11 protein-coding genes are annotated in these 12,747 nt (G+C 72.3%); 2 read left to right on the plus strand and 9 right to left on the minus strand.

The genetic code is table 11. The features are described 5' to 3' along the window. Positions 1–147 precede the first annotated feature (147 nt). The 9 genes from eccCa to Dsi01nite_RS23725 all read right to left on the minus strand — a co-directional run bounded on the left by eccCa (position 148) and on the right by Dsi01nite_RS23725 (position 11,059). Entirely contained in the window at positions 148–4,113 is a 3,966-nt protein-coding gene (gene eccCa, locus Dsi01nite_RS23685) for a type VII secretion protein EccCa (protein WP_203848433.1), read from the minus strand. Between the two features lie 79 nt (positions 4,114–4,192). After that, entirely contained in the window at positions 4,193–4,753 is a 561-nt protein-coding gene (locus tag Dsi01nite_RS23690; RefSeq protein ID WP_203848434.1) for a hypothetical protein, read from the minus strand. Then, the gene (locus tag Dsi01nite_RS23695; RefSeq protein WP_203848435.1) at positions 4,750–5,412 is read right to left on the minus strand and encodes a hypothetical protein; all 663 of its coding nucleotides are present in this window, start codon (positions 5,410–5,412) and stop codon (positions 4,750–4,752) included. Before Dsi01nite_RS23695 ends, Dsi01nite_RS23690 begins: the two co-directional genes overlap by 4 nt. Then, on the minus strand, positions 5,409–6,587 hold the full coding sequence (locus tag Dsi01nite_RS23700; RefSeq protein ID WP_203848436.1) for a hypothetical protein: 1,179 nt from the start codon (positions 6,585–6,587) through the stop codon (positions 5,409–5,411). Before Dsi01nite_RS23700 ends, Dsi01nite_RS23695 begins: the two co-directional genes overlap by 4 nt. A gap of 5 nt (positions 6,588–6,592) precedes the next feature. Further along, the gene (locus Dsi01nite_RS23705; protein ID WP_203848437.1) at positions 6,593–7,780 is read right to left on the minus strand and encodes a hypothetical protein; all 1,188 of its coding nucleotides are present in this window, start codon (positions 7,778–7,780) and stop codon (positions 6,593–6,595) included. Continuing rightward, positions 7,777–8,559, minus strand: a complete 783-nt coding sequence (locus Dsi01nite_RS23710; RefSeq protein ID WP_203848438.1) for a hypothetical protein — start codon at positions 8,557–8,559, stop codon at positions 7,777–7,779. The genes Dsi01nite_RS23705 and Dsi01nite_RS23710 overlap by 4 nt, the downstream gene beginning before the upstream one ends. A gap of 56 nt (positions 8,560–8,615) precedes the next feature. After that, on the minus strand, positions 8,616–9,470 hold the full coding sequence (locus Dsi01nite_RS23715; RefSeq protein ID WP_203848439.1) for a hypothetical protein: 855 nt from the start codon (positions 9,468–9,470) through the stop codon (positions 8,616–8,618). A 133-nt stretch (positions 9,471–9,603) separates the two neighbouring features. Further along, positions 9,604–10,506: a hypothetical protein gene (locus Dsi01nite_RS23720; RefSeq protein WP_203848440.1), complete on the minus strand. Its 903-nt coding sequence runs from the start codon at positions 10,504–10,506 to the stop codon at positions 9,604–9,606. A 10-nt stretch (positions 10,507–10,516) separates the two neighbouring features. Continuing rightward, the gene (locus tag Dsi01nite_RS23725) at positions 10,517–11,059 is read right to left on the minus strand and encodes a hypothetical protein (protein ID WP_203848441.1); all 543 of its coding nucleotides are present in this window, start codon (positions 11,057–11,059) and stop codon (positions 10,517–10,519) included. A gap of 89 nt (positions 11,060–11,148) precedes the next feature. Between Dsi01nite_RS23725 and Dsi01nite_RS23730 the strand changes: the two genes are divergently transcribed. Then, positions 11,149–11,790 (plus strand): tetratricopeptide repeat protein, encoded by a 642-nt coding sequence (locus tag Dsi01nite_RS23730; RefSeq protein ID WP_203848442.1) that lies wholly within the window; start codon positions 11,149–11,151, stop codon positions 11,788–11,790. Between the two features lie 804 nt (positions 11,791–12,594). Then, entirely contained in the window at positions 12,595–12,726 is a 132-nt protein-coding gene (locus Dsi01nite_RS58395; RefSeq protein ID WP_275423412.1) for a hypothetical protein, read from the plus strand. Positions 12,727–12,747 lie beyond the last annotated feature (21 nt).

Below are 12,747 nucleotides of genomic sequence, written 5' to 3' on the forward strand. Positions count from 1 at the left end.
GCCGCCTTCGGCGTCAGCGCGAGCCAATGCTGCGTTGCTGGTTCGCGGCCCGAGCCGCTTCGCTGGCTGCTCACGCTGCCGCCTTCGGCGTCAGCGCGAGCCAATGCTGCGTTCCTGGTTCGCGGCCCGAGCCGCTTCGCTGGCCGCTCAGCCGGCCGCCGGCGGGGTCCAGGCGAGCTGGATCAGCTGCGTGCCACCACGGCGGGTGACCAGGTAACCGCGGCCCGGCGGCAGCGGCTCCGGCTTCCGGTTGCCCAGCAGGACGCCCTCGTCGCGGTTGCCGGACATCATGATGCCGGGCGAGGCCAGCTCGCGGAGCCGCCCGATGAGCGGGTCGAACATCGCCCGGCCGGCCCCACCGGATCGGCGGGTCAGCAGGATGTGCAGGCCGATGTCGCGCCCCTGCGCGGCGTAGTCGAGCAGCGGCAGCAGCGGGTTGGTCCCGCCCGCGACCAGGTCGTAGTCGTCGATGAGCACGAACAGCTCCGGGCCGGTCCACCAGCTGCGGGCCCGCAGCTGCTCGGCGGTCACGTCGGGCCCGGGCAGCCGGGCCTTCATCGCGATCACCACGTCCTTGACGATGTCGGCCGTGGCCTGCGTCGACGTGCCGTAGGCGAGCAGGTGCTCCGGCGGCACCGTGCCCAGCAGGCTGCGCCGGTAGTCGACGAGCAGGATCCGGGCCTGGGCGGGGGTGTACCGCTCGGTCACCGCCCGGGCCACCCCACGCAGGAAGTTGCTCTTGCCGCACTCGAGGTCCCCGAGCACGAGGCAGTGCGGCTCGTTGTCGAGGTCGAGGAAGACCGGGCCGAGGTTGGACTCGGCGATGCCGATCGGGATCCGGCCCCGCGCGGCCGGGTCCGGCGCCGGCAGCAACGCGTAGTCCAGCCGCTCGGGCAGCAGCCGCACCTCCGGCGACCGCGTGCCGCCCCAGGCGGCACCGACCTCGTGCACGAGCTTGGCCAGGCCTTCCGACATGGTCTTCGGGTCGGCGGACCCGTCGACCCTCGGCATGGCGGCCAGGAAGTGCAGGCCTTCCGCGGTGATCCCGCGGCCGCCGGCGTTCTCGGGCACGTTGAGCGCGGCCCGGCGGTCCATCATCGAGTCGGTGGGGTCGCCGAGCCGCAGCTCCAGCTTGCTGCCGAACAGGTCCCGCAGCGAGGGCCGCACGTCCATCCACCGGGTCGCCGAGGCCACCACGTGGATCCCGAAGGACAGCCCGCGGCTGGTGATGTCGGCGACCTCGAGCTCCAGCTCCTCGAACTCCTTCCGCAACGCGCCCAGGCCATCGATGATCAGGAACACGTCACCGAACGGGTCGTTGGTGAACTCGCCACGCTGCCTGCGCTGCCGGTACATCGGCATACCCTCGATGCCCAGGTCGGCGAACTGCCGCTCGCGGGTGTCGAGCAGGCCCCGCACCTCGGCGATGGTGCGCCGTAGCCGGTCCACGTCCAGCCGGCTCGCGACCCCGCCGACGTGCGGCAGGTCCCGCAGCGCCGCCATGCCGCCGCCGCCCAGGTCGAGGCAGTAGATCTGCACCTCACGAGGCGTGTGGGTGAGCGCCAGGCTGGCCACCAGCGTCCGCAGCGCGGTGCTCTTGCCGCTCTGCGGGCCGCCGACCACGACGACATGGCCGGAGGCACCGGACAGGTCGAGGGTGAGCACGTCGCGGGCCTGGTCGTAGGGGCGGTCGACGATGCAGATCGGTGCCTGCAGTGCCCCCCGCAGCTCGCGGTTCGTCACGCTGAGACCGCGCTCCGGATCGACCGTGATCGGCGGCAGCAGCTGGTCGAGGCTCGGTGCCAGGCCCAGCGGCGGCAGCCACACCTGGTGCGCCGGGACGCCGCGGCCCTCGAGCCGGTCCACAAGGATGTCGAGCACCGTCTCGCCGATCACCTCGTCGTCGGCCGGCGCGTCCTCGTCGCCTACCGGGGTCTGCGTGACCCGCGGCGCGAGGTACTGCGTCGAATACGGCAGCGCCGGGTCGACGTCGGGTGCGAGCTGCACCGGAGCGCTGCTGTCGACGCCCTGATAGGTGCCGGAGACGTATGCGGCCCGGAACCGGATCAACGGCTCGGTGCCCGACTTGAGGTAGCCGTGACCGGGCGCGCGCGGCAGCTCGTAGGCGTCGGGCGAGTTCAGCACGGCCCGGCTCTCGCTGCTGGAGAACGTCCGCAGGCCGATCCGGTACGACAGGTGCGTGTCGAGCCCGCGGAGGCGGCCCTCCTCGAGGCGCTGCGAGGCGAGCAGCAGGTGCACGCCCAGCGACCGGCCGACCCGGCCGATCTGCACGAACATGTCGATGAAGTCGGGCTTGTGGGTCAGCAGCTCGGAGAACTCGTCGCAGATGATGAGCAGGTTCGGCAGCGGCGTGAGCGGGGCGCCGGCGGCGCGGGCCCGCTCGTAGTCGCGCTGGGAGTCGTACTTGCCCGCGTCGCGCAGCAGCTCCTGCCGGCGGACCAGCTCGCCGGAGATGGCGTCGCGCATCCGGTCGACCAGCGACAGCTCGTGCCGCAGGTTGGTGATCACTGCGCTGGTGTGCGGCAGCCGGTCGAGCTTGGCGAACGTCGCGCCGCCCTTGAAGTCGACGAGCACGAAGTTGAGGATCTCCGAGGAGTGCGTCGATGCGAGGGCCAGCACCAGGGTCCGCAGCAGCTCGCTCTTGCCGGAGCCGGTGGCGCCGACGAGCAGGCCGTGCGGCCCCATGCCTTCCTGCGCGGACTCCTTGAGGTCCAGGTCGATCGGGGAACCGTCCGGCGCGATCCCGATCGGCACGCGCAGCCGGTCGCGGTTGGGCCGCACCCCCCACGCGCGGTTCGGGTCGTACTGGTACGGGTCGCCCAGGTCGAGCAGCTCGGCGAGGCCCAGTTCGGCGGTGGCCCGCCGCTCGCTGCGTGAGGCCACCGACAGCCGCAGCGGTGCCAGCTGGGCGGCCAGCCCGCGGGCCTGCTCGATGTGCAACCCGTCGTGGTGGCCGACCCGGGTCCGGCCGTCGGCGCTGATGCTGTGCAGGTCGCCGTCGGCGTCGATCTCGAGGACCAGCGACACGAGATCGAGCAGGCGTGGCGGCTGGTTGGTCAGGTCGACGATGGTGACGCCGTCGATGCCGCCCTCGGTCATCAGGTGGTCGGAGCCGGCCAGGTCGCCGCCGTCCAGGATCACCATGATGTGCGGGGTCTCGGTCATCTCCGCGTCCGGGTCGAACCGGGCACGGACGACCAGCAGGTCCTCCAGGATCGCCTCGAGCGTGGTCACCGCCGGAGCCACCATCCGCAGCTGACCCAGGGCGTCGGTCTTCGTCGGGTGCAGGGCGTGCGGCAGCCACTTCGCCCACTCCCACTGCCCGGCGTTGGCGGGGCCGGTGCACACCGCGACCAGCATGTCGTCGGGCGCGTGGAAGGTCGCCGCCTGCACCAGCATCGCCCGCACCATCGCCCGGGACCGCTCGGCCGGGCCCTGCACGTACACCCTGCTGAACCCGGTCAACGACAGCGCGACGGGCAGATCGGGCACCACCGCGTAGGTCTTCACGAAACGGCGCAGGGCCACCGCGCAGACCGGCTCCAGGTCCTCGACCCGGCTGGTGCGCGGGGGGACGACGGGCGTGGCGACCTCGAGCGGGCCGAGCCCGATGCGGACCGTGGCGAAGTCGCCGTCGGTCGGCCGGCGCTCCCACAGCCGGTGGCTGGCCACCGTCGACCACAGCGTGTCGGGGTCGGGGTGGCGGTAGTACATGGCCCGCCGCTGCTCGTTGATGACCTTCAACACCCGGCGGCGATGCTGCGCGAGGTGGTGCATGTATTTGCGCCGCGCCGCCACCAGCTCCGCCTTGTTCGGCTGGCCGCCCTGGGTCATCACCTGGGCGAGCAGCATGCCGAGCATGCTCACGCCGAACATGGCACCCACCAGGTAGCCCAGCGGGCCCGGCTTCTGGAACGAGAACATCATGGCCATGGCGGCCGAGCCGGCCACCATCGGCAGCGTCATCAGCAGATTGGTCCATGCCTTGCCACCGGGCGGCGGGAGCTCCGGCGGCGGGTCGAGCACGATGTCGCCGCTGGGCAGTGCCGGTGCCGGACGGCGCGGCTGCCGCTTGACCACCACGGTGCTCAACCGACCCACCCCCGTATCGACCGTTGTTTGTGACGCCCATCGTAGGGAGTCGACCGCTGGGTTGGCACCCGGCGCCGGGTCACAGCGCCGCGTAGGCCGCGGCGATGCGCTGGTACGCCTCCCGCACGGCGAGCAGCCTGACCCGCCGGAACCGGCCCGGCTCGGCCGCCTGGACCTGCCGTCCCCGGTCGGTCCAGAAGGCGCTCGGCGGCGCGGTGTCGGCGCCGGCGGGCAGGAACTTGAGCACCTCGTCGAGGGCCGCCACGGCCATCTCCACGTCCCGCTTGGCACCGGCCAGCTCGGCCGCGGACGCCCGCGGGTCGGGCACCGCGGCGACGTGTTCGAGGACCATGTCGGCGACGAACAGCCACTCGCCGGCGTCGACGATCCGCGACGGCTGGTCACCGCCGAACCGCACCCCGTGCGCCGGCGGGAAGAGGACGACCTCCGGCAGGTCGAACTCGAACTCGCGCCCGGTGCCGCAGCCGGGGCACGCCCCGGTGTAGCGGCTGGCGAGGCCCGCCGGTGTGGTGATGACGGAGCTGGTCGAGTCGAACACCGCTTCGCCGCACCGCGGGCACGGGTGCAGCTCCATGTACAGGTGCGCCTCGGCGTTGGTGCGGGCCAGGCCGATCGTCATGCGTCTGCTCCGTGGTCACTGGTCGTCTCGGGGGTGTCGCGCGTGAGCCGGGCCGCGTGCGCGAGGACCTCGTCGGTCACCGCCGGGAACCGGTATCGCCTGGTCCGGATGTGCGCGAGGAAGGCGGGCTCCGGGGCCAGCGCGTACACGGCGGCATAGTGCGCGAGCGCCTCCGACCAGACCCACCGGCCGTCGGTGCGCACGTGCAGGGGCACCTGCGGCCGGTCGTTCGCGTAGCGGTCCGGTCCGAACCCGAACGCCGACACGACCAGGGGCGCCTCGCGCAGGTAGCGGGCGACGAGGTCCCGCTCGACGCCCGCCAGCCGTTCGTTGCCCGGCGCGGGGACGGCCGCGGCGAGGCGCATGCCGAGCTGACCCCGGCCCTGGGCGGCCAGGTCGCGGCGCTGCGCCTCGGCCAGGGCCTGCCAGCGCGCGGCGATCGTCTCGGCGAGCTCGGCCGGGATCTCGACCAGTTCGTCGTCGAGATCGCCGACGGTGGCCCGCTCGACCAGGTCGGTCGGGTGCCACCGGCCGTCGTCGCGCAGCGCCTCGTCCGTCGGATACACCGGCGTGTGCCGCCGGCGGATCAGGCTGCGCGGCCGCTCGACGGTGTCGTTCGGGGCCAGCCGGGCGTAGTAGGTCACGGCGTCCACGGTCACGCCCCGTCCTCGTTCTCGTCGTTCTCGTAGCCCGGTTCCTCAGGTGGATCCGGGTGGCTCGCAAGGAACTCGGCGAGGCCGCGGGCGTGCCGGTCCAGCTCGGTCAGCAGCCATTCGCGCTCGAACCGGGACGGGTCGTCGAGGTACTGCGACAGACCCACCGGCGACCAGAACGCCCCGACCGGCACCCGCGCGCTGTGCGGCGGGATGAACTTGAGGACCTCGTCGATCGCCGCGACGGCACTGGCCAGCACCCCGAGCCGGGCCCAGTACCCGGCCGCCGGATCGCCGCCGGGGGGCGGCGCCGGGTCGGACCCGCCGGCCAGCGCGCCGTGCGCCTGCGCGAGCAGCAGCCACTGGCCGGGGTCGAGCAGCTGGGAGGGGCCGCTGTCCGGCGGCGCGTAGCCGTGGCCCGCCGGTTCGAACCGCCCGGCGTGCCGCGGCTCCTCGAACCAGAACGCCCGGCCGCGACCGCACTGGTCACACGGGGCCTGGTGCACGACCGTGACCCGTTCCTCGTGGAAGCGCATCTGGTACCCGTCGGGCGTGAACAGCAGCGCGCCGCACACGCACGGGCTCGCCTGCATGAAGGCGGTCTCCTCGGCGAGGCTGCGCGCCCGCAGCGGCGGCCCGACCGGCTCCGCGACGTGCTCGCCGGATTCCTCCCGGTACCCCCGGCGCCTCGCGATCAGGCGGAGCCGGCGGAACCGGTCCGGCTCCCGCGCGACGATCTCGCGACCCAGCTCCGAACGGATCGCATCGGTCGGCACGTGCGTGGCGTCGGCCGGTCCCAGCAGCAGCACCTCGTCGATCGCGGCGGCGGCGCCGGCGAAATGGTGGGCGCGAAGCCGCGGGTCCTCGTCTTCCGACGCCTCCGCCACCAGCGCGTCCGCGACCGCCATCCACTCGCCGGCGTCGAGCAGTTCGGACGGCCTGGTGCCGTCCGACCAGCTGAACCCGGGCAGCACCAGGGCCTGCTCGGGCACCAGGAAGCGAAACGTCCGGGCCCGGCCGCAGCCGAAGCACGGGCCGCTGTGGATGCCCTGGTATCCGTCCTCGCCGGGGCCTTCCGCGTAGGACCACTGGAAGCCGGTCTCGCCGCACTCGCACGGGTGCAGTTCGATATAGGCCTCGGCCTCGGCCTGGGAGCGGCAGAACGGCGGACGCGTCGGCACGATCGTCACTCCTCGCCGTCCGGTGGCGGGTGGTCCGCCAGGAAGTTCTGCAACCGCCGGTCCCGCTCCGCGTGCACCGCTGCCAGCCGGTCCCGGCCGAAGATCTCCGGGTTGGTGCGGTGCAGGACCCGGCCGGTGGCGGAACGGAACGCCGTGGCCGGCACCCGGTCGGCGCCGGGCGGGATGAACGCGAGCGCCTCGTGCACCGCCGCGACGGCCGTGGCCAGCAGTTCCGTCATCCCGTCCCAGTTCTCGTCGGCGGACCACAGATCGGCCGGGGCCTCGGCGAGCAGCTGGTCGGCGGCGCCGGCGCAGTGGTTCGCGTACAGCCAGAACTGGGCCGGGTCGAGCACCTCCGACGGGCCGTCGCCGGGGTAGCCGTACCCGGCCTCCAGCGGGTCGGGCGCGCGCCTGGAGTCCGCGTCCGCCGGGACGCTGAACGAGAAGTACCGGGGGCTGTCGCACCGGTCGCAGTCGCCGCTGTACGTGAGCGTGGCGCGGGTCTCGCCGGGCGGCGCCGGCACCCACAGGGCCTTGCGGTCGAACTCGATCTGCCCGCAACCGCACCGGTGCAGCTCGGCGAAGAGGCTCGCCTCGTTGACGCTGCGCGCCCGCAGCGGCCATCCGGCCCAGTCGTGCGGCTGGACGTCGCCGCCCAGGCTGGCGTAGACGTCTCGGGCGTGCTCCAGTTGATCCCGCCGGAACCGGGCCGGGTCGGCCGCGTACAGCCGCCGGCCCACCTCGGCGCGCACGGCCCCGGCCGGCAGCGCGTCGGCGCCCTCCGGCAGCGACAGCAGGATCTCCTCGATGGCGCCGGCCGCCAGCCCCAGATCCACCCGCCGGTAGCACTGCTGCTCCTCGTCGAGCTCGAGGACGTCGTCGTCGGCGGTGACACCGAGGTCGTCGGCGATGGACAGCCACTCGCCCGGGTCGATCAGCTCCGACGGCTCGGTGCGGGTCGACCAGGCACCGGGGGCCAGCCGCGGGATCTCCTCGCTGATCCGGAACACGAACTGCCGGCGGGTGCCGCAGTTGCGGCACTCGCCGGTGTACTGGCTGATCCAGACGCCGTCGACCTGGCGCACCTCGCGCTCCGGATCGAAGTCCACCGAACCGCAGCCGCACGGGTGGATGTACATGTAGATGGACGACTCGCGGTCCGAGCGGGACCACGGCGCGTCGCCGCTCCTCACGACGGTGAGCCGTCGGTCCGGCCGGACCGCTCGGCGGCCGCCTCGTACTGCGCCAACGTCGCCTCCAGCGCGCCACGGTTGAACAGGTGCGGGTGCCGCCGCAGCATCCTCAGGCCGACAGGGGTCCAGAACAACCGCACCGGGAGCCGGTCCGTGCCTGGCGGCAGGAACCGCAGCGCCTCCCTGACCGCCTCGGCGGCCCGCCGGTGCTGCCCCGATCCAGCCAGCTGGTTGGCGATGGCCAGCCAGCCGCCGGGATCGATGATGTTGGACGGCTGGGTCGCGCCGTCCGACGCGGGCAGCAGATGGAGCTCGACGTCGTGGTGCCGGACCACCTGGTGGCCGTCGACCTCGGCCTCGACCGCGTCCTCCACCGGGTCGCCAGCCCGGCCCTGGAACGCCGCCTGCAGGCGGAGATAGGTGTCCGCCTCGGCGCGGGACCGCGCCCACAGCAGCTCGTCCTCGCCGAGCGGCGGGGCGGTCAACCAGGACACGTCGTCGTGGCCCAGCCCGGTCTCGAAGAGCAGCTCGGTCAGCACGTCCAGCGGGCGGCGGCCCGCGTACTGGTACAGCTCGGTGCCGGGATACCGCTCGTCCCCGATCAGCCGGGAGAAGCCGATGACCGTGCCGTCGGCCAGCTGCCCGAACGCGAACCACACGGGCCCGAGGCCGCCGTCGACCTCCAGGAACTTCAGCCCGAGCCGCTCCTGCAGCTCCGGCGGCTCCAGGGTGAGCTTCGCCAACGGCGTGCTGTCGCCCTCCACGGCATGGAACTCCATGGCCTGCACTCGTCGACCTCCTCCTCAAAGACCTCGGACCCGCTCGTCGCCGCGACTCACTGCGGACGCGGTGGCGGCGGGCCGTAGATCCGTTTGAACTCCGCGATCGTGGTCTCGTACTCCGCTGCCTTCGCGGTCAGCTCGGCGCGGTTGAACGCGTGCGGGTTGCGCCGCAGCATCCACTGGCCGAGCGGGGTCCAGAACGCGCGCACCGGCAGCTCGTCCAGGTCCGGCGGCAGGAACCGCAGCGCCTCCCCGGGCGCCCCGACCAGCTGCAGCAGCAGGTCGTACACCGACCAGTACTCCCGCGCGTCGATCGTCCTGGGACCGAAACCCTGCAGCAGCCGGCCGGCCTCGGCCTCCCACTCGCTGGCCAGGTACATCCACCCGCCCGGGTCGATGATGCCCGACGGCGGGTCGTCCGGGTGCGAGTAGACCCCGACGCCGCCCGGCACCGCAGGGCCGGTCCGCGGCCGGATGTGGACCACGACGTCGCGATGGCGCACCGACCAGACGTCCTGGTCGTCCCTGACGATGTCGAGCTCGCGCGGCGCGATCGGGGTGCGGTCGCCGGGCGCCCGGTGCAGCAGGATGTAGGCGTACGCCTCCGGGTGCGTCCGGGCCCAGATCCGGTCGTCGTCCTCCGCCGATGCCCGCCAGGACACCTCGTCGTGGCTGAGGTCCGTCTCGAAGAGCAGCTCGCTCAGCACGTCCCGCGCGGGGCGATCCGTGAACTGGCTCACCTCGGTGCCGGGGTTCGGGTCGCTGATCAGCCGGTTGAAGCCGAGGATCGTGCCGTCGGCCAGCTGCCCGAACGCGAACCACACGGGGCCGAGGGCGCTCTCGGCCTCCACGAACGCGAGCCCGGTCCGCGCCTGCAACTCCTGCGGCTCCAGGGCGAGCTTCGCCACCGCCCCACTGTGGCCCCCTTGCGCCAGCTGCGCCCTCGCGGCGTGGAAGTCCATGGGTTGCACTTGGTTGACCCCTCCTCAGGAGATCTCGGACGCCGCGTGGCCGGACCTTGCCGGCGGGCAGCCATGGGCTTCACTTCGGTGGCGGGCCGTAGATCCGCAGAAACTCCGGGAACGCCGTCCGGTATTCCGTTGACTTCGCCGACAGCACGGCACGGTTGAACGCGTGCGGGTTGCGCCGCCGCATCCACAGGCCGATCGGGGTCCAGAACATGCGCACCGGCATTTCGTCCACGTCCGGCGGCAGGAACCGCAATGCCTCGTCGGCAGTGTTCTCCAGCTGCAGCAGCGGGTAATACACCGCCCAGTACTCGTCCACGCTGATGATCCGGGGGCCGTAGGCCTGGAGCAGTTCGTTGGCCGAGGCCTCCCATTGGGTGGCAAGGAACATCCACCCCCCGGGGTCGATGATGCCCGACGGCGGATCGTCCGGCTCCGAATAGGACCCAGTCCCGATCGAGGTTAGGGGGAACGGCCGCGCCCGGAGGTGAATGATGAAATCCAGGAACTGCACCGACCGTACATCCGGATCCTCGCGATCCCTGACGATGGTCAGGTTCTGCGTCAAATCCGGGTGTGGATCTCCGGGCTGCCTGTGCAGCAGGAAATAGGCGTACGCCTCCGCGTTGGTCCTCGCCCAGAGCCGGCCGTCATCCGCGTCGTCCGAAGGCGCCCGCCAGGACACCTCGTCGTGGCTCAGCCCGGTTTCGAAGAGCAATTCGGTCAGCACGTCCCGAGGGGCGCGGCGCGCGTACTGGCTCACGTCGACGCCGGGGCGCCGGTGACCGATCAGCCGCGAAAAGCCCAGAACGGTGCCGTCCGACAACTGGCCGTATGCGAGGAGCTCATCGCCGAGGTTGCCGGGGACCTCCGTGAACCGCAGCCCGAGCCGGGTCTGCACCTCCGCCGGCTCCAAGGCCAGCGTCGCGACCGGCCACGGGGCGACCACCGCTTGATGGAGCTCCATGGGCTTCACGGAACCTCCCTCAGGCGATCTGGTACGCGGTGAGCACCTCGCGGTACGACGCGGTGACCGCATCGATCCGCCGCCGCCGGAACTGCGTGGGGTCGGCGCCGTACAGCGCCCTGCCGGCTTCGGAGGTGAACGCCGCGGCGGGCACCGCGTCGGCGCCGGCCGGCACGAACTTGCCCACCTCGTCCATCGCGGCGACCGCCACGGCGATCGCCTCCCGCGCGTCGGCGACCTGATCGGGCGGGCACAGCGCCGGGCTGGCAGGGACCAGCGCGGCGGCCTCCCTCGCCAGACTCAGGAACTGCCCGGGGTCGATGAGCCGGGACGGCTCCGGCCCGCCGAGCGCCGGCGGTGGCGGCTCCTGCCCGATGAGCACGAACTCGAACTCCCGAGCGGTCCCACAATCAGGGCAGCTCCCCTGATACACCGAGACCAGGTCTTCCCCGCGCACCTGCGTCGAGTGGCTGTCCCACTCGAAGCCGTCGATCCCGCAGCCTGGGCAGGCCTGCAGATCCATATACAGGTGACTCTCTTCGGTCGATCGCGAGAGCAGCACGAGGCCACGGTACGTCACCCGCGCCCCTCACACGGCCCCCGGCCCGGACCGGGCCTGCGCCGGCCTCCTGGTCGTGGGAGGCTGGGACGATGCCGGGGCTCGAACAGTTTCACGTCCTCTACGAGCGCGCGGTGTACGCCGGTGACGCCGAGGCGCTCGCCAGGGCCGAGTGCGAACTCGACGCGCTGGAGGCGGCCACCGCGCTGGCCCGCGGACAGGTCCTGCACCGGCGGTTCCTGCACGAACGGGCCAGGCCGGACGCGACGCCGGTCGAGGATCCGGCCGAGCTGCCACTGTTCGAGCGCGCGCTGGCGCTGTTCCGGGCATCAGGCGACGCGCGTGGCGAGGCCGAGGCGGTGTTCTGGATCGGTTGCCTGCACCAGGTCGTCCGACGCGACAACGAAACCGCGGTCCCCCTGCTCGAACGGGCCGCCCTGACCGGCGACCCGTCGACCCGCTCCGAGGCGCTGCGGCACCTGGGCACCGCGGCGTTCGCGGCCGGCCGCCTCGACAAGGCTCGCGAGCACCTGGAGGAGTCGTCCCGGCTGCGCCGGGCGTCCGGAGAGCTGCCGGGGGTGGCGGCGAACCTGGTCGGGCTGGCCTACGTGGCCGCGGCCCAGGACCGCCGCGCGGACGCGGTCGCCGCGCTCGACGAGGCGCACGAGATCGCCCAGCAGCACGACGCCCACGCCGTGCTCCACGACATCGCGGAGGCCCGGGCAGCGCTCTGACCGTCCCCGCGGTGGCACCCTCAGGGGGTCGGCGAGGACGGGGTGCGGATGAGGGTGGCGGGTGCCGGTGTAGGGGGCCTGGTGCGCAGCACGGCGGCGATGAGCGCGACGACCGGCACGTCGCGGTCACCGAGCCAGACCGAGCCGATGCGCGACGCCCCGCCGTCGCGGTTGTTCGGCGGGGCGAAGGCGGGCGGCCCGAGCTGACAACGCAGAGATCAGCCCTCAGTTCTACGGTGTAGCGGGCATTTCGGGTCTGGTCGGTCGAGTTCGTGCCAGGTTTCCTCGACGCAGCTGCCATCGAGCAAGTCGACGCGCGCGGTGCAGCGATTCCAATGGCATATGCATCCGGCTCCAAGAGCCTTTTCGTATTCCATGAACGGATTCTCTCGCGGCGCCAACAAGATGGAGCGCCTCAAGACCAGGCTCACACGCGGGTCACATTCTCGGCATTGGTATCGCCCAGCGCCTCTACCCAACGTCCTGAACGGGTGACCGCCGCCCTTACCCTCGCCCCCCGGCCAGGGCTCCTACTCCATGCCGGCCGGACCGGGAGTTGGTTCAGGGTCAGCATGCCGCTGCCGAAATCAACCAACTCGAACAATGCGGCGTGCGATTCGCCTCCGCCACGAACCGCTTCGGCCGCATGATGCGGCAACTCCTCGCCGAATTCGCACGCAGCATCATCATCGACAGGGATGCAACTGATAGATCACGCCGATGATCCGTGCCAGCACCATCGCCTCCCATCAGCATGGGAATGCTGCGGTCCGTACGCATCGATGGGGACCGGTAGATTGTCGAGTGGGTATCGACGCACGGGGGGTCGCATGGTCGCGCACGTCGTGTCGCACGCTCGTGCACGAGCTCTACCACCTGCACGACATCCAGGCCGGCAAGCCGTTCCCGAGGACCGATGCCGAGCTGGACCTGTAGGAAGATCGCGCCTCCGCCCAC

The organism is Dactylosporangium siamense (assembly GCF_016862795.1).
Lineage (GTDB): Bacteria > Actinomycetota > Actinomycetes > Mycobacteriales > Micromonosporaceae > Dactylosporangium > Dactylosporangium siamense.

Coding starts and splice junctions, on each gene's coding strand:
- Dsi01nite_RS23690 (WP_203848434.1), bottom strand. CDS start 4,753: ATGACGATCGGCCTGGCCCGCACCAACGCCGAGGCGCACCTGTACATG.
- Dsi01nite_RS23710 (WP_203848438.1), bottom strand. CDS start 8,559: ATGGAGTTCCATGCCGTGGAGGGCGACAGCACGCCGTTGGCGAAGCTC.
- Dsi01nite_RS23730 (WP_203848442.1), top strand. CDS start 11,149: ATGCCGGGGCTCGAACAGTTTCACGTCCTCTACGAGCGCGCGGTGTAC.